The 15,960-nt window shown below is 74.3% G+C and carries 12 protein-coding genes; 4 read left to right on the top strand and 8 right to left on the bottom strand.

The features are described from left to right. Positions 1 to 169: 169 nt before the first annotated feature. The 5 genes from CTKZ_RS10760 to CTKZ_RS10740 all read right to left on the bottom strand — a co-directional run bounded on the left by CTKZ_RS10760 (position 170) and on the right by CTKZ_RS10740 (position 5,888). Positions 170 to 850 carry a hypothetical protein gene (locus tag CTKZ_RS10760; protein WP_124342946.1) on the bottom strand — a complete coding sequence of 227 codons (681 nt, stop codon included), beginning with the start codon at positions 848 to 850 and terminating at the stop codon, positions 170 to 172. Then, a complete protein-coding gene (locus CTKZ_RS10755) occupies positions 847 to 1,647 on the bottom strand; it encodes a CDP-alcohol phosphatidyltransferase family protein (RefSeq protein ID WP_124342945.1) in 801 nt (266 codons plus the stop codon). The genes CTKZ_RS10760 and CTKZ_RS10755 overlap by 4 nt, the downstream gene beginning before the upstream one ends. Beyond that, complete coding sequence (locus CTKZ_RS10750) at positions 1,644 to 2,891, bottom strand: DUF1972 domain-containing protein (RefSeq protein ID WP_124342944.1); 1,248 nt, start codon at positions 2,889 to 2,891, stop codon at positions 1,644 to 1,646. Before CTKZ_RS10750 ends, CTKZ_RS10755 begins: the two co-directional genes overlap by 4 nt. A gap of 166 nt (positions 2,892 to 3,057) precedes the next feature. Then, positions 3,058 to 4,590 carry a sugar transferase gene (locus CTKZ_RS10745; RefSeq protein WP_124342943.1) on the bottom strand — a complete coding sequence of 511 codons (1,533 nt, stop codon included), beginning with the start codon at positions 4,588 to 4,590 and terminating at the stop codon, positions 3,058 to 3,060. A gap of 185 nt (positions 4,591 to 4,775) precedes the next feature. Then, positions 4,776 to 5,888, bottom strand: coding sequence for a glycosyltransferase family 4 protein (locus CTKZ_RS10740; protein WP_200829707.1), 1,113 nt, complete (start codon positions 5,886 to 5,888; stop codon positions 4,776 to 4,778). A gap of 112 nt (positions 5,889 to 6,000) precedes the next feature. Between CTKZ_RS10740 and CTKZ_RS10735 the strand changes: the two genes are divergently transcribed. From CTKZ_RS10735 to CTKZ_RS10720, 4 genes are all read left to right on the top strand, one after another. After that, positions 6,001 to 6,930 (top strand): glycosyltransferase family 2 protein, encoded by a 930-nt coding sequence (locus CTKZ_RS10735; protein ID WP_124342942.1) that lies wholly within the window; start codon positions 6,001 to 6,003, stop codon positions 6,928 to 6,930. Further along, entirely contained in the window at positions 6,927 to 8,027 is a 1,101-nt protein-coding gene (locus CTKZ_RS10730; RefSeq protein WP_124342941.1) for a glycosyltransferase family 4 protein, read from the top strand. The genes CTKZ_RS10735 and CTKZ_RS10730 overlap by 4 nt, the downstream gene beginning before the upstream one ends. Before the next feature lie 689 nt (positions 8,028 to 8,716). After that, positions 8,717 to 10,339, top strand: a complete 1,623-nt coding sequence (locus CTKZ_RS10725; RefSeq protein ID WP_124342940.1) for a right-handed parallel beta-helix repeat-containing protein — start codon at positions 8,717 to 8,719, stop codon at positions 10,337 to 10,339. 401 nt (positions 10,340 to 10,740) lie between these two features. After that, complete coding sequence (locus CTKZ_RS10720; protein ID WP_124342939.1) at positions 10,741 to 12,948, top strand: right-handed parallel beta-helix repeat-containing protein; 2,208 nt, start codon at positions 10,741 to 10,743, stop codon at positions 12,946 to 12,948. 104 nt (positions 12,949 to 13,052) lie between these two features. Here the strand turns inward: CTKZ_RS10720 and pth are convergent, their stop codons facing one another. From pth to CTKZ_RS10705, 3 genes are all read right to left on the bottom strand, one after another. Beyond that, entirely contained in the window at positions 13,053 to 13,673 is a 621-nt protein-coding gene (gene pth / locus CTKZ_RS10715; RefSeq protein ID WP_124342938.1) for an aminoacyl-tRNA hydrolase, read from the bottom strand. Positions 13,674 to 13,758: 85 nt separating this feature from the next. Continuing rightward, positions 13,759 to 14,388, bottom strand: coding sequence for a 50S ribosomal protein L25/general stress protein Ctc (locus CTKZ_RS10710; RefSeq protein WP_124342937.1), 630 nt, complete (start codon positions 14,386 to 14,388; stop codon positions 13,759 to 13,761). A 423-nt stretch (positions 14,389 to 14,811) separates the two neighbouring features. Next, positions 14,812 to 15,795, bottom strand: coding sequence for a ribose-phosphate diphosphokinase (locus CTKZ_RS10705; protein ID WP_124342936.1), 984 nt, complete (start codon positions 15,793 to 15,795; stop codon positions 14,812 to 14,814). Positions 15,796 to 15,960: the final 165 nt, after the last annotated feature.

Here is a 15,960-nt window from a genome sequence, read left to right as displayed (position 1 = left end):
GATCCTACGAGCGCGAAACCGCGCAAAACAGGACAGGACGGGTGAAAACACCGGTCACGACGGGTGATACTCGGACACCCGTCCGAGCGAGAGGGAGGCGATGACCTGCGCAGACGCACGTCGCCCGGCCCGCGCCGGGTACGGCTCGGGCCGGGCGTGCGTCGGGTGCTCAGGCGCTCGGGCCGGCGCCCTCGAAGAGGACCGTCGTGACGGTCGGGTCGTAGCTCACGGTCACCTGGAGCCGGTCGCGCTGGTCGGCCGGCACGTTGAAGACGTAGACGCCCGTGGCCGTCGCCCCCGGCTGGACCGAGCCCGTGAACGGCTTGCCGCCCGGCCCGCTGAGGGGCTCGCCGGGTGCCAGGTCCTGCCCCGCGTAGACGTTGACGACCGCCTGGGTGAGCGGGACGGCCGCGGCGGTGCCGTTCGTGAGACGGACGGTCACGCGGACCGCAGGCCCCGCGACCTCGCCCGGGCCCTGCGCCTCGCCGGCGACCGACTCGACCTTCGTCAGCTCGGCGGTCACCCCCGACGCGAACGTCGCGGGCTGGTCGAGCGCGACGGCGGCCTCGGTGACCGGCGTGAACGGGGCCGCGGGGTCGGCGTCGTCCGTCGCGCCGCCGCCCGGCTCACCGGGTGCGGGTGCGGTCGGCGTCTCGACCGGGGTCGCGGGTGCGGTGGTCGCGTCGGCCGCGGACCGGGACGGGGTCGCGGACGACGTGGGTCCCGCCTCGGCGCTCCCCGACTGCGCCACCGCGGCCCAGACGACCCCGCCCGTCACGAGCACGACGAGGACGGCGACGGCGACGACCGCCCAGCGCGGCACGGGCCGGCGCGCAGGTGCCTCGCTCACGCCTCACCACCCCGGGCGTCGCCGACGGGACGGCGCAGCGTGCGCATCTCCGCGAACCACGAGCGGAGCGCGAGCGCGAGGTACCCGGCGGTCGCGAGCGCGAGCAGCGCGTAGACGACCCCGAACCCCGTGGTCCACCCGTAGAGCAGGAAGGACAGGCACAGCACGCCGTAGTCGGTCGGCGCGACGACCAGCGAGCGCAGCACCGACGGCCGGTCGCCGCCCGCGGTCGCCCGCATCGTCACGCCCGCCTGCCGGCGGAGCTGGTCGTTGAGGATCATCGCGAAGAACAGCACCGACCACACCGCCGAGTACGCGAGCGGCACGAGCAGCCACGCGTCCGGCACGACGTCGGCGCGGTACAGGCCGACCAGCAGCGCGAGGTGCAGGCTCGACACCTTGACCGCGTCGATGATGTGGTCGAGCCACTCCCCCGCGATGCTGCCGCCGCCGCGCAGCCGCGCGACCTGCCCGTCGGCCGAGTCGAACGCGTACCCGACCAGCAGCAGGACGGACACGACCACGCCGGTCCACCACGCGACGGGCGCGAGGGCGAGCACGCCGATCGCGGCGAACGTCCAGACGGCGCTGATCGCGGTGACCTGGTTGGGCGTGAGACCCGCGCGGTACGCCCACGCGGCCAGTACGCGCCCGGCCCGGCGGTTGACGAACCGCGAGTAGGCGGGTGCCCCGCGGGCGCCCTTCTGGACGGAGCCGAGACGACCGAGCGTCTCGCTGAACGACTCCGAGACCGAGGTGGTCACCGGCTCCTCCTGGTGCAGCGGCGTGGTCGTCATGCGGCACCGTCCGGGCGGGCCGGGACGGCGTCGGTGGGGACGCGCACGGGTGCGGGGTCAGGCGACGGTACCGCCGTCGCGTCGGACGCGGGACGCCGGCGGCCCGACGGTCGGCGACGGCCGCGGAATTCACCCGCGGCGAGCCGGCGGCACAGCCGCTCGTACCCGTCGGCGACGTCGTCCCAGTCGTAGTCCTCGGCCCGCCGGCGGGCCGCCGCGCCACGCACGAGCGCACCGGCCGGGTCGGCCTCCGCGTCCTCGACCAGGCGCGCGACGTCGTCGGGCGTCGCGAACCAGCGGCCCGCGTCGCCCAGCACCTCGCGGTTGAACGAGACGTCGTAGGCGACCGTCGGGGCGCCCGCGCCGATCGCGCGCAGCAGCGACGGGTTGGTGCCTCCGACGCTGTGACCGTGCAGGTACGTGAGCGCGTGCGCGTAGAGCTGGTCGAGCAGGTCCTGGTCCCAGACGCCCCCGAGGAACCGCACGCGGTCGTCGGCTGCGGCGTGTACCCGACGCGTGTACTCGTCGGCGTACGGCGCCGACCCGACGACGACGAGCGGGAGCCGTGCCCCCGAGCGGCGGTAGCCCTCGACGACGAGCTCGACGTGGTTCTCCGGCTCGAACCGGGCCACCACGAGGTGGTACCCGCGCGCCTCCAGCCCGACCTCGGTGAGCTTGTCGGTGCCGAGGTCGTCGAGCAGCGGCGCGCCGTACGCGATCTGCTCGGTGCGCGCGCCGAACTCGGCGGTGTAGTAGTCCGCGATCCCGGCGGCGTCGGCGATCAGCGCGTCGGACCAGCGCACGGCGAGCGCCTCGGCGGCCCGGTAGTAGCGACGGCCCGCGCCGCCCCACTTGGCGCGGCGCCACTCGAGACCGTCGACGTGGGTCGCGACGGGGATGCGCGCGGCGCGCAGCGCGGGCAGGAAGACGGCGTTCGCGGCGTTGAACACGACCGCCGCGTCGTGCCGGTGCGCCACCTGGTGCCCGACCGACAGCGCGGTGTGGCTGAGCGTCTCGAGCGAGCGGCGGCGCAGCGCGGGCAGGTGCACGAGGCGCATGCCGCGGTACGCGGGGACGCGGTCCGCCGGCTCGGGCGTGCGGCAGTAGACCAGCACGTCGTGCCCGCGCGCGGCGAGCCGGCCGCCGACCTCGTCGACCGCGGTCTCGAAGCCGCCGTAGCGAGCCGGGACGCCGCGCGTGCCGATGAGCGCGATGCGCAGCGGCCCGTCCTGCGAGCGCGTCATGAGGGTCCTTCCGTCGTCCCGCACGCGGGGGTGGGCCCGGTCCGTGGGGGGACGTCGAGCATCCCTCGCCGCGGGCGCGGCGGGTACCGCCGTCCGGGTCGTCCGTCTGTGTCCGTTCCGGCCGCGACCGGACCGGTGAGCTCGCCGCGGTGCGGGCGGCGCTGCGTCAGTACGCGCCGGCGCCGGTGACCACGGCGCGGAACGTCTTCCACAGGATCATGAGGTCCATCGTCACGGACCAGTTGTCGACGTAGCGCAGGTCGAGCCGGATCGACTCGTCCCACGGCAGGTCGGAGCGGCCGCTGACCTGCCACAGCCCCGTGATGCCGGGCTTGACGCGCAGGCGCTGGTGGACGGCGTCGTGGTAGCCGAGCACCTCCTCGCGCAGCGGCGGGCGCGGGCCGACGAGCGACATGTCGCCGCGGACCACGTTGTAGAACTGCGGGAGCTCGTCGAGCGAGAACCGGCGCAGGACGCGCCCGACGGGCGTGACCCGCGGGTCGCGCGCCATCTTGAACATGAGCCCGTCGCGGTCGCTGCTGTCGAGCAGCTCGGCGCGGCGCCGGTCGGCGTCGCGGTACATGCTGCGCAGCTTCCAGATCGTGAACTCGCGCCCGTCGACGCCGACACGCGTCTGCGTGTAGAAGGCACGTCCGGGCGACGTGAGCCGCACCGCGAGCGCGGCCACGAGGATGACCGGCGCGACGAGCGTGAGGGCCACGAGGCCGAGCACGCGGTCCATGACCGCCTTGGCGACCAGGCGCCGCCGCGGGGGCTCGATCTCGAGCCGGAGCAGCGACAGGCCGGCCGTCGGGTGCACGCTGACGCGCTCCTGCGCGACCTCGACGAGTCCGGGCGCGACGACGAGCTCGGCACCCGCGCGGCGCAGCGCCCACGACAGGCGGCGCAGGGCCTGCCCGCTCAGCGCGTTGCCCGCGACGACGACGACCGACACGGCGTAGTCGGACACGATCTGCGGGATGTCGGCGAGCGCCCCGAGCGTCGGGACCGGCACCTCGGTCTCGGGCTCGACGTCGGACAGGCACGTGCCGATCACGAGGTAGCCGTGGTAGGGCGCGAGGCCGAGGTCGTCGATCACGTCGGCGACGGCCACGGTGTCGCCGACCACGATCGTCCGCATCATCGCCTGCCCGCGGTTGCGTCGGGCGTGCAGGAACCGGCGGTGCACGTAGCGCGCGGTGCACGCCGCGGCGGCCGCGACGGGGACGCCGACGAGGACGACCTCACGCGGGACGGGCAGCGTCGTGAGGTAGGCGATGGCCATGACGAGTGCCGCGAGCAGCACCGACGAGCGCAGCAGCACCTGGAACTCGCCCGGACCGTCGCCCAGGTTGTGTCGCTCGTAGCCGCGCATCGCGGCGACCGTGACGGGCAGCGCGACGGCGGACAGCCCGCCGAGGAGCAGGGCGGAGGACCACGAGTCCCCGCCGAGAGCCGCGGCCGCGGTCACGCCCGCGCCGACCGCGATCGCGTCGATGGCGACTGTCACGCGCTGGTAGCCGGACGCGCTGTGCACCCACGGGAGCGCGCCGAGCGCGTCCTCGCCGGAGTTGTGCTCGGTCGCCCGGCGCACGAACGGCTCCGGGGACGCCCACGAGCGTCGGGGGAACTTGGCGGGTCGGCGCCGCTCGAGCCACGCGTCGGTCCGTTCGGACCCGTGCCCGGCTGTCAGCGTCATGAACACCCACCCCCCTCGTGCGAGAACTGTGGATGAACGTAATACGGGGTGTATGTCTGATTCATCACGCTAGGCCGCTTTTCACCCGTGCGCCCCACTGTGCCCTGACTCACACCCGATCGTGTTCACCCGGTGCCGGCCCCCTCCGGGCAGCGCTCTCCGCGTGTGCAGGGTGTCCGTCCAGGTCAGCGCGCGCGCAGCAGCCAGGCGTCCGCGGCGAGCCGGCCGTCGACGTCCGGCAGGTCGGCCAGGACCGACGCCACCGGGCGGCGCGACGCGAGGAGGCCGACGAGCGCGGCGGCGACCTCGGCGGGCGGCGCGTCGGGCGCCACGACCCCGTGACCGTGGTCCGCGAGCCACGCGGCGAGCCCCGTCTCGGTCGTCGCGAGCACCGCGCAGCCGTGCGCGAGCCCTTCGACGACCGGCAGCCCGACCTGCTCGCGCCACGTCCGCGTCCGCCGCGACAGCAGCACCGCGACGGCGGCCCGACGCTGGTGGGCGTGCACCTCCGCGCGCGGCGGGTCGACCACGACCGTGACCTCGGGCCGGTCGGCCACGGCCGCCCGCACCTCGTCCAGGAGCGGGCCCTTGCCGACGAGCGTGAGCCGCGCCCCCGGGTGCGCCGCGACGACCGCGGGCCAGGCCGCGAGCAGCTCACGCACGCCCTTGCGCTCCTCGAACGCGCCGACGAACAGCACCGCGTCGGGGTCCTTGCCGTCCAGCGGTCCGCACGCGCACGCCGTGGGCAGCGCGGGCAGCAGCACCTGGTCCGCGCCCCGCAGCGCGGGGACCCGCGCCCCGTAGAGCTCCTGCGCGGCGGGCGTCCCGAACACGACGCGGTCGACGCGGCCCGCGACGCGCGCGATCAGGCGCGCGTCGAGCCAGCGCCGGGCGCGGCCGGCGGGTCCGGGACGCGCGGGCGGGCGGAAGGGGTCGTCGTTCGCGATCGCGTAGGTGACGACGAGGGCGCGGGGCCGGCGCCGGACGCGCCGCGACAGGTCGACGGCCGCGAGCGCGAGCGCGGACCGCCGCAGGCTCGACACCATGAGCGGCTCGTTGACCTCGACCTCGCGCACGTCGGACCGCGCGAGCACCCACGCCGCGCGGGCGGGCCCCGCCTCGACGAGGTCGAGCCCGCGCGCGAGCGCCGTGTCGAAGTCGTAGCGACGCCGCCGGTAGACGATCGAGGCGGGCGCGAGCTCGTGGGCCCGCTCGAGGTGCGCGGTGCGCAGCGTCTCGTAGAGCCGGACGCGCGGCAGCGCGGTGCGGCCGGTGCCTGCGGCGCTCGCTGTCGTCACGGGTCTCTCCTCGTCGTCCGGGTGACCCCGCGGGGCCGGAGGGCCGTCCGGCCTGCGGTCTCACCCGCTCCCGGCCGCCGTCGCGGGGTGTGCGACAAGATAGCGTTCGTCCGTGCTCGGGATCGTCGTCGTGAGCTACGGCTCCGCCTCGCTGCTGCGCGCGAACCTCGCCGACGTCGACGTCGCCGCCCTGCGCCGACCGGCCGCGGTGGTGGTCGTCGACAACTTCAAGGGTCCGCGCGAGCGCTCCGACGTGCGCGCGGTCGCCGCCGAGCACGGCTGGGAGCTGGTCGAGAACCCGACGAACGCGGGGTTCGGCGCTGCGGTCGACACGGGCGTGGCGCGGGCCGCGGCGCTCGGCTGCACGTCCGTCGTCGTCGTCAACCCCGATGCGCGCGTCACGGCCGCGGTGCTCGACGCGCTCGCCGACGCCGTCGCCACGTCCCCCGGGACCCTGGTGTCGCCGCGCGTGCTCCGGCCGGACGGCCGTCCGTGGTTCACGGGCGGCGCGCTCGACGTCGCCGGCGCCCGGACGCGCAACGTGGAGGCGCCCGCGGGCCCGCAGACGACGGGGTGGCTGTCGGGCGCGTGCCTCGCGGCGGACGTCGACGAGTGGACGCGCGTGGGCGGGTTCGACGACGACTACTTCCTCTACTGGGAGGACGTCGACCTGTCGGCGCGCTGGACGGCGGCCGGCGGCACGCTGGAGGTCCGGCACGACCTGGTCGTCGTGCACGACGTCGGCGGCACGCAGGAGACGGCCGGGTCCCGCGCGAAGTCGCCGACGTACTACCGCTACAACTGCCGCAACCGGCTCGTGTTCGCGGCGAAGAACCTGCCCCCGGCCGACGTCCGCCGCTGGCTGTGGCGCTCGCCCGCGTACGCGTGGCAGGTGCTGCTGCGCGGCGGGCGGCGGCAGCTGATGCGGCCCGTGCGCCCGGTGGGGGCGGTCGTCCGCGGTTCCGCGGAGGGCGTCGGCTGGGCGGTGCGCGCCCTGGTGCGCCCCGTGGCGCGCGCACGACGGACGGAGGTGGCCGCGTGACGCGGGTCGGGGTCGACGCCCACGTGCTCGACGGCAAGTTCCAGGGCACGCGGACGTGGGTGCTCGAGACGCTGCGACGCGCTCCGGCGCTCGCGCCCGACCTCGCCTTCGTCGTGTACTCGGGTGACCCCGCGCGGACGGCGGCGATGCTCGGCGACGTCGAGGTCGAGCACCGCGTGCTGCCCCCCGGCGGGCCGGTCGGCCGCAACCTCCGGTTCTGGCCGCGCGCGATGCGCGAGGACCGCCTCGACGTGCTGGTGACGCAGTACTTCAGCCCGCCGCGCCACCCGGACCGTCAGCTCGTCGTGGTGCACGACGTGCTGTTCGAGACCCACCCGGAGTTCTTCGGCCGCGGGACACGCTGGCGCAACAAGCTGCTGGTGGGCTGGTCGGCCCGGCGCGCGGGGACGGTCGCCACGGTGTCGGAGTACTCGCGGTCGCAGATCGCGCGCGTCTACGGCCGGCGCACGGAGGACGTCCTGCTCGTGCACAACGGCGTCGAGCCGCCTCCGCCGTCGAGCGCCACGCTGCCTCCTCAGGTGCCGGCCGGGACGCGGTACGCGCTCATGGTCGGGCGCCTGGAGCCACGCAAGAACCTCGCGCTCGCGCTCGACGCGTTCGCGCGGGTCGAGGACCCCGACGTGCGTCTGGTGGTCGTCGGGCGCGACGACTTCGAGGACCCGGCGACGCTCGCGCGCCTCGCCGCCGAGCCGCGCGCCGTCCACCTGAGCGACGTGCCGCAGGACGAGCTGTGGGAGCTGTACCGGCACGCGACCGTGTTCCTGTTCCCGAGCCGGGGCGAGGGGTGGGGCATCCCGGTGCTCGAGGCGCTCGCCGTGGGGACCCCGGTCGTCGCGTCCGACGCGACCGCCATCCCGGAGGCCGGGGGCGCGGCGTGCACCTACGTCGACCTCGCGGCGCCGGACGCCGCGGCCGCGTTCGCCGCGCACCTGACGGACGCCTTCGCGGGCCGGCTCGTGCTCGACGCCGACGCGGCGCGCCGACACGTGGAGGCGTTCGGGTGGGACCGGTCGGCCGACGAGCTGGTCGCGGCGCTGCGTCGCGCGGTCGCCCCCCGGGAGACCGCCGCGCGCTGACCGCCGGTCCTGCCGGCAACGTCCCCGTCCGGGCCACCTCCGTGCGCCGAGCGCGCCCCGTCTCGTCGCAGGCGGCCCGCCTTCGGGCCGTCGCGGCGCGCCGACCGTCCACGTCCGCTGGACGGGACGACCGTCCGTCACCTGGACGCGTGACGAGGCGTTCACCCGTCCGGCCCTCCCCGCCGGTCGCGCACGCGCGGTTTCACCCCCTCGCGCACGCCTAGCAGAAGCACGCCGCGCGGGTGCGCCCACTCCCCCGGGCGGCGGAGCGCGGCGACCCGGAGAGCGCGCCGGCGGGGCCCCGCCGCACCCGCCCCGACGCCCGGCCAGGGCCGTTCGGGTGACAGCATCGATAACGATTTCGTCCGATTGGTACCAGGGTGGGCGAAACGCGACGCACCTGTGACATAACTCACCTGGAAAACTTGTCACCCCGGGCAATCCGGACATTCGCCGGTGAAGGCACAGGTCAGGGAATGTCGGATGTCGCCGCACGCGCACTTCGGGACATAACGGCTGACATAAAGTCGGGACCAGCGGCCCAAGTCCGGCGGAATCCCGCCGATAAGTTGAGTGGCGTCGCGAACCGCGGGCCAGGCAGCCCGCAGGTACCACCAGGGCTCCTGCCCCGGCCACGACCCGACCCGGTCGAGGGCCCCAGCGACTCTCATACCCCGAGGAGTTTTCGCATGTCTTCCGCACGCCTGCACACCTCCGCGCCGGTCCGCCGCGCCGCCCTCGCGGTGCTCACCGGTGCGCTCTCCGTGGGCCTCGTGAGCCTCGCGGTCCCGGCCTCCGCGACGACGCCCGACTACACCAGCAGCGCCCAGTCGCTCGCCGCGACCACCACCGCCCCGAAGACCGTCGCCGTCGACGCGTTCGGGCGCACGGTGCAGGGCGGCTGGGGCACCGCGACCACGGGTGGGGCGTGGGCCGCCGCCGGCGGCGACGCGACCGACTACACCGTCGCCAACGGCACCGCGAGCATGGCCGTGCGCAAGGCCGGCTGGCAGCTCAGCTCCTCGCTGCCGACCGTGAAGTCGACCGACACCGACCTCCGTGCGGTGGTCAGCCTCGACAAGGCGCCGGTCGGCGGTGCCGTCGACGCCGACGTCACGGGCCGCAACGTCTCGGCCACCGCGGCCTACCGCCTGCGCGCGAAGGTGCTGGCCGACGGCAACATCCGCGCGTCGCTGATCAGCGTGAACGGCTCGACCGTCACGACGCTCTCCTCGCAGACCCTCATGGGCCTGGGCACGGCCGGCAAGCAGCTCAACGTGCGCCTGGTCGTCACCGGCACCGCGCCCACCACGCTCAAGGCGAAGGTCTGGTCGACGACCGCGACCGAGCCCGCCGACTGGCAGCTCACCGCGACCGACAGCACCGCGGCCCTGCAGGCCCCCGGCGGCATCGCGTTCGCCGGCTACACCGGATCGTCCGTGACGAACGCCCCCATCACGGTCCGCGTCGCCGACGTGCGCGCCACGTCGACCGAGGCGTCGGTCCCCGCGCCCGTCGCCCCGGGTGCCGTCGGCACGTACGTCCCCGACGCCACGACCACGGGCGTCCCGAACGGCACCAAGCTCACCGTGCACAACGGCGACCTGACCATCACGACGCCGAACACCGTGATCGACGGGCTCGACGTGCGCGGCTTCGTCAAGGTCGCGGCGTCGAACGTGACGATCAAGAACTCGATCATCCGCGGCCGCGCGACCTCGACGCAGACCGCGCTCGTCACGAGCGCGTCCTCCACGGCGTCGGTCACGGTCGTCGACTCCGAGCTCTACAACTCCGTCCCCGGCCCCTGGGTCGACGGCGTGCGCGGCTACAACTTCACGCTCAAGCGCGTGAACCTGCACGACGTCATCGACATGGCCCACATCTACGGCGACAACGTCACCATCGAGGCCTCCTACCTGCACGACAACCTGCACTACGAGGTCGACCCCGCGCAGAACAACACCCCGAGCCACGACGACAGCATCCAGATCCAGAAGGGCAACAACATGCGGATCGTCGGCAACAACATCTCGGGCGCCTTCAACACCGGCATCCAGTTCACCCAGGACCAGGGCACCGTCTCCAACGTCACCATCGACAAGAACATGCTCGACGGCGGCGGCTGCACCGTGAACCTCGCCGAGAAGGGCAAGGGCCCCTTCCAGGGCATCACCGTCAAGGACAACAAGTTCGGGCGCACGACCAAGAACTACAACTGCGCGATCATCTCGCCGACCACCACGGTCGTCACGACCTCGAACAACTACTTCACCGACGGCGTCGTCGCCTCGGTCCGCAAGGGCAGCTGACCAGCCCTTCTGCACACCCCGGCTGCGCCGGTCCCACCGAGCCCGCGCAGGAGCACGACGGAGCCCGCCCCGGACACCCCGGGGCGGGCTCCGTCCGTGGTGGCTCAGGACGGCCGGGTGAAGACGTCCCACATGTCGAGATCCGTTGCCCCGCGGTCCCGACGCAGGTCACGAACAGGTCACGGCGTGCGGGACGGGTGTCCGAGACGCCGTGATTCCGCCGAATGGGTGTTTCTCCTATAGTCGGCGTGCGCGGCGAGCCAGGGCCGTCTACGCGACGAAGTCGCAGGCCCGGGCTCTCGCGGGCACGGCAGGACCCTCCACGAACGGGTGTTCCCACCCGTGACGGACCCTGTCGGATCGCCGCTCGACGACCTGGCCCCGACCTTCGGAGACCGCCCGTGCGAGGACGACACAGCGAGACGCAGCACCCGCCGACCCACCGCGCAGCACGCCGCCCACGGGCGGCCGCACCGACGCGGCGCCTCGTCACCACGGTCGCCTCCGCCGCCGCACTCGCCGTCGCCCTCGTCGTCGCGATCATCGCCCCCGCGGAGTCCGCGCCCATCGGCGTCTACCGCCCCGTCGCCCCGGACCGCGTGCTCTCCGGCACGACGCTCGCCGCCGGCGGCACCGTCACCGTCACGCTCCCCGCGGTCCCGGCGGGCGCGACGTCCGCGACGCTGCAGGTCACCGCCGCCCGCACGACCGCGGCGACCACCCGCGTCTCCGTCTGCCCCGGCACCGCGGTGACCGACGCCTGCACCGCCGCCCCCGCGCTCGTCGTCACGGCCGAGGAGCCCGCGTCCGCGACGGTCTCCGTGCCCGTGAGCGCCGCCCACCCGACCGTCACGCTCCAGGCGAGCGCCGACACCCGCGTGTTCGCCGACCTGCACGGGTTCGGCGTCGACGCCTCCAAGGGTTCCGCGGCCGAGGACTCGCTGTACGTGCCCGTCGACCCGCACCGCGTGCTCGAGACCACCGTCTCGGGCCGGGGCACCACGACCGTCGCCGTACCCGAGGCGCCGAAGGGCGCGACCGCCGTCGCCCTGCGCCTCACGTCGACCGCCAGCACCGAGACGTCCTACGTCGCCGTCTGCCCCCAGGGCCAGACCGCCGCGACGTGCGCCGCGACGTCGGTGCTCAACCCGATCCCGGAACGCGCACGGCAGGCGTCGCTCGTCGTCCGCCTCGGCGCGGGCGGGACCCTCCAGCTCTTCAACCAGCAGGGCGATCACACCGTCGCGGTCGACGTCGACGGCTGGTACGTCGCCCGGACCGTCAGCAGCACCGGCGGCAACCTCCAGACGCTCGAGGAGCCCGACACGCTCGGCGCGACGGTCGTGAGGTCCGGCGCGAGCACGTCGCTCCGGCTCGACGACGTCCCCGCCAACGCGACCGCCGTCCAGGTCCGCCTGACCGCCAAGGGAGCGTGGCGCCCGACCAGCGTGAGCGCGTGCCCGGGCACCGCCGCCTCCGACGAGTGCCGCGAGACGTCCTTCCTCGTCGCGTCGCCCGACGCGCCCGCGCGCAACCAGGCGCTCGTCCCGCTCGGCGGCTCGGCGCGCGACACCATCACGCTCACGTCGACCGACGCGAGCGTGCGCGTCACGCCCGAGGTCGTCGGGTACGTCGTCGGCCCCGGCGGCGTCACCGTGCCGCCCCCGACGCGGACGCCCACGCCCACCGTGACCCCCACGCCGACGCCCACCGCGACCCCGACGCCGACCCCGACGGCCACGCCGACCGCGACCGCCACGCCCAAGCCGACCGCGGCCCCCACGGCGACGCCGACGCCCAAGCCGCAGACGACGGCGGCACCCGGCTCGGCCAAGCCCGGCGCCTCGAACACGGGCGTCCCCGCCGGCACGCGGCTGACGGTGCACGAGGGCGACCTCACGGTCACCACGCCCGGAGCGGTCGTCGACTCGCTCGACATCCGCGGCTTCGTCAAGATCGCCGCGCCCAACGTGACGATCAAGAACTCGATCATCCGCGGCTACGCGACGACCATCCAGCGCGCGCTCGTCACCAACAACACGAGCGGTGCGAGCGTGCTGATCCAGGACAGCGAGCTCTACGCGCAGGCACCGTCCGCCCACATCGACGGTGTGCGCGGCTCGAACATCACCGTGCGCCGCAGCAACATCCACGACGTGATCGACGTCTTCCACCTCACGGGCGGCAACGTGACGATCGAGTCGTCCTGGCTGCACGACAACCTGCACTACGAGAAGGACCCGCTGCAGAACAACACCCCGAGCCACGACGACACCGTGCAGATCCAGGCCGGGTCCAACATCACCATCGTCGGCAACACCATCGAGGACGCGACCAACAGCGGCATCCAGTTCACGCAGGACCAGGGCGTCGTCTCGAACGTGACGATCTCCAAGAACTGGGCCGGCGGCGGCGGGTGCACCGTGAACTTCGCCGAGAAGGGCAAGGGCGCGTTCCAGGGCGTCGTCATCACCGACAACGTGTTCACGCGCGACCAGCGCGTCGCGAACTGCGCGATCATCGCCCCGTCGAGCACGACCAAGGTGCTGACCGTGGCGCGCAACACGTGGACCGACGGCAGCCCCGTGAGCGTCTCACGCGGCGACTGACGGCAGCGCGGACGACCGAGGCCGGCACCCGATCGACGGGGGTGCCGGCCTCGGTCACGTCCAGGCGCGCGGCGGTACGGCGGACGCCGCCGCACGGCCCGCGGTCAGGCCTTGGTGTGGAAGCGCAGCTGCGCCTTCTCGAGCCCCTCGACCACGACCGCCTCCACGGCGTCCGCCGCCGCGTCGACCAGCCACGGCAGGTCCTTGAGCTCCGGCTTCGCGAAGTCCCGCAGCACGAAGTCGGCGGGGTCCATCCGGCCCGGCGGCCGGCCCACGCCGACGCGCACCCGCACGTAGTCCTTCGACCCGAGCGCCTTCGTCGTGTCACGCAGACCGTTGTGCCCGCCCTCGCCGCCGCCACGCTTGAGCCGCACGTCCGCGAACGGGATGTCGAGCTCGTCGTGCACCATGACGACCCGCTCGACGGGCACGTCGTAGTACGTCGCGAGCGCCGCCACCGGCCCGCCCGACACGTTCATGTACGTCGTCGGCTTCGCGAGGATCACGCGCGGACCGGGTACCCCGCCCGGGAGCGTCCCGAGCCGGGCCTCGGCGACGGCGGCCTGGGGCCGGCGCGACAGCACGCCGCCACCCCTGCCGCCGAACGACGCGCCCGTGCGGCGCGCGAGCTCGTCGAGGACCATCTGGCCCACGTTGTGCCGGTTGCCCGCGTACTGCGGCCCGGGGTTGCCGAGACCCACGACGAGCCACGGTCCGTCGGTCATGAACGCTCCCTGCGTCGAGGTCGGACGAACGACGACGCCCGGCACCGCAGGAACGGTACCGGGCGTCGCGGGTGGTGCTGGAGGCTCAGGCCTCGGCCGGGGCGTCCGCGGCGGAGGCGGCCGACTGCTCGGCGGCGAGCTCGGCAGCGGCCTCGTCGGCGGCGATGTCGTCGGCCGACGCCTGCGGCTGCGAGACGGTCAGCACGATCGCCTCGGCGTCGGTGACGAGCGTCGCGCCCTTCGGCAGCGTGATGTCGCCGGCGTGGACGATCGCACCGGCCTCGAGGCCCTCGATGTCGACCTCGACGTTCTGCGGCAGGTGCGTCGCCTCGGCCTCGAGGGACACGGCCTGCGTCTCGACGACGTGGATCGTGCCGGGCGCGGACTCGCCGACGACGTGCACGGGCACCTCGACGGAGACCTTCTCGCCCTTCGTCACGATGAGCAGGTCGACGTGCTCGATGACGTTGCGCACCGGCTCGATCTGGACGTCCTTGGCCAGCGCGAGGGTGGTCTTGCCGTCGAGCTCGATCTCGAAGAGCGCGTTCGCGTGCTTGACCGCGAGCATCGTCTCGTGGCCCGGGAGGGACACGTGGACCGGGTCCGAGCCGTGCCCGTACAGGACGGCGGGGATCTGGTGGGCGCGGCGCAGGCGGCGGGCGGCGCCCTTGCCGAACTCGGTGCGGGCGGTGGCGACGAGCTTGACCTCGGACACGGTGACTCCCAGGAGCAGGCGTCCGCGACCGGGCGCGGACGGGGTGACGGTGAGATGACGGTGCCGCCACCGGGGCGGCGGCACGTGAGGAACGGCGTGGGTGGTGGCCTCGACGCGGGGCGCAGGACGGGCACGCGGAGGCGTGCGCCCAGTCGATCACGGAGCGGGGCGGCCGTGCGACCCGGGCGGTGGACCTCCACCGCACCTGGGCCACGTCGTACGACCGTCCGACGTCCCTCGCCGAGGCAACCTGACGATCTTACCCGCTGGCGGCACCCATCCCCAACTCCCCCCGGCCGGCCCACGACCGGGTGACCGCCCGGTCACGACACCCGGCGACCGTGCCCGGGACGTCGTGCGGGGCCGGGCACGGCGACGGCCCCGGACCCGCGTCGCGCGCAGGTCCGGGGCCGTCGGTGCAGGTCAGGCGTTGCCGTCGAAGAGCGACGTCACCGAGCCGTCGTCGAAGACCTCGCGGATCGCGCGCGCGATCAGCGGCGCGATCGACAGGACCGTGAGCTTCTCGAAGCGCGTCTCGTCCTCGATCGGCAGCGAGTCCGTGACGATCACCTCACGCGCGCCGCTCTCCTGCAGGCGCTCGGCCGCCGGGTGCGACAGGACGCCGTGGGTCGCAGCGACGATGACGTCCTTCGCACCCGCGTCGAGCAGCACGCGCACCGCGCCGGCGATCGTGCCGCCCGTGTCGATGAGGTCGTCGACGAGCACGCACGACCGGCCCTCGACCTCGCCGACGACGCGGTTCGCGACCGTCTTGTTGGGGCTGCGGATGTCCCGCGTCTTGTGCACGAAGGCCAGGGGCGCGCCGCCGAGCTTCGCCGCCCACTGCTCCGCGACGCGGATGCGGCCGGCGTCGGGCGAGACGACCGTGACGTTCGACGAGTCGACGCGCGTGCGGACGTAGTCGATGAGGGTCGGCATCGCCCACAGGTGGTCGACCGGACCGTCGAAGAAGCCCTGGATCTGCGCGGTGTGCAGGTCGACGCTCATGAGGCGGTCCGCGCCCGCCGTCTTGAACAGGTCGGCCAGCAGGCGGGCCGAGATCGGCTCGCGGCCACGGTGCTTCTTGTCCTGGCGCGCGTAGCCGTAGAACGGCGCGACGACCGTGATCGTCTTCGCGGACGCCCGCTTGAGGGCGTCGACCATGAGCAGCTGCTCCATGATCCACTGGTTGATCGGCCGGGCGTGCGACTGCAGGACGAACGCGTCCGACCCGCGCACCGACTCGCCGAACCGGGTGTAGATCTCGCCGTTCGCGAAGTCGTAGGCCGTCGTCGGCACGAGCTCGATGCCCAGGTGCTCCGCGACGTCCGTGGCGAGCTCGGTGTGCGCGCGCCCGGAGACGAGCACGAGGCGCTTCTCGCCGTCGTTCGAGACGATGCCGGTCATCGCGCCGACTCCTCAGGGGTCGTGCCGGCCGGGTCGGCGAGCGGGGTGGGCTGGTCGGGCAGGTCCGGCGGGGGTGTCTGGCGCGGCCCGCTGGCGGCCTGGGCGGCGCGCTCGCGCTCGGCGCGCGCCTGCGGGGACAGCTCGTCCGCCGCGCCGGCACCTGCC

The sequence above is a fragment of the Cellulomonas algicola genome (assembly GCF_003851725.1).
Lineage (GTDB): Bacteria > Actinomycetota > Actinomycetes > Actinomycetales > Cellulomonadaceae > Cellulomonas > Cellulomonas algicola.
The sequence above is the reverse complement of the archived record's forward strand: the minus strand, read 5'-3'. Positions and strand labels throughout refer to the sequence as shown.

What these genes read in the sequence shown, in the direction of transcription:
- CTKZ_RS10755 (WP_124342945.1), bottom strand. Translation starts at nt 1,647, where the DNA reads ATGACGACCACGCCGCTGCACCAGGAGGAGCCGGTGACCACCTCGGTC.
- CTKZ_RS10750 (WP_124342944.1), bottom strand. Translation starts at nt 2,891, where the DNA reads ATGACGCGCTCGCAGGACGGGCCGCTGCGCATCGCGCTCATCGGCACG.
- CTKZ_RS10745 (WP_124342943.1), bottom strand. Translation starts at nt 4,590, where the DNA reads ATGACGCTGACAGCCGGGCACGGGTCCGAACGGACCGACGCGTGGCTC.
- CTKZ_RS10725 (WP_124342940.1), top strand. Translation starts at nt 8,717, where the DNA reads ATGTCTTCCGCACGCCTGCACACCTCCGCGCCGGTCCGCCGCGCCGCC.
- pth (WP_124342938.1), bottom strand. Translation starts at nt 13,673, where the DNA reads ATGACCGACGGACCGTGGCTCGTCGTGGGTCTCGGCAACCCCGGGCCG.
- CTKZ_RS10705 (WP_124342936.1), bottom strand. Translation starts at nt 15,795, where the DNA reads ATGACCGGCATCGTCTCGAACGACGGCGAGAAGCGCCTCGTGCTCGTC.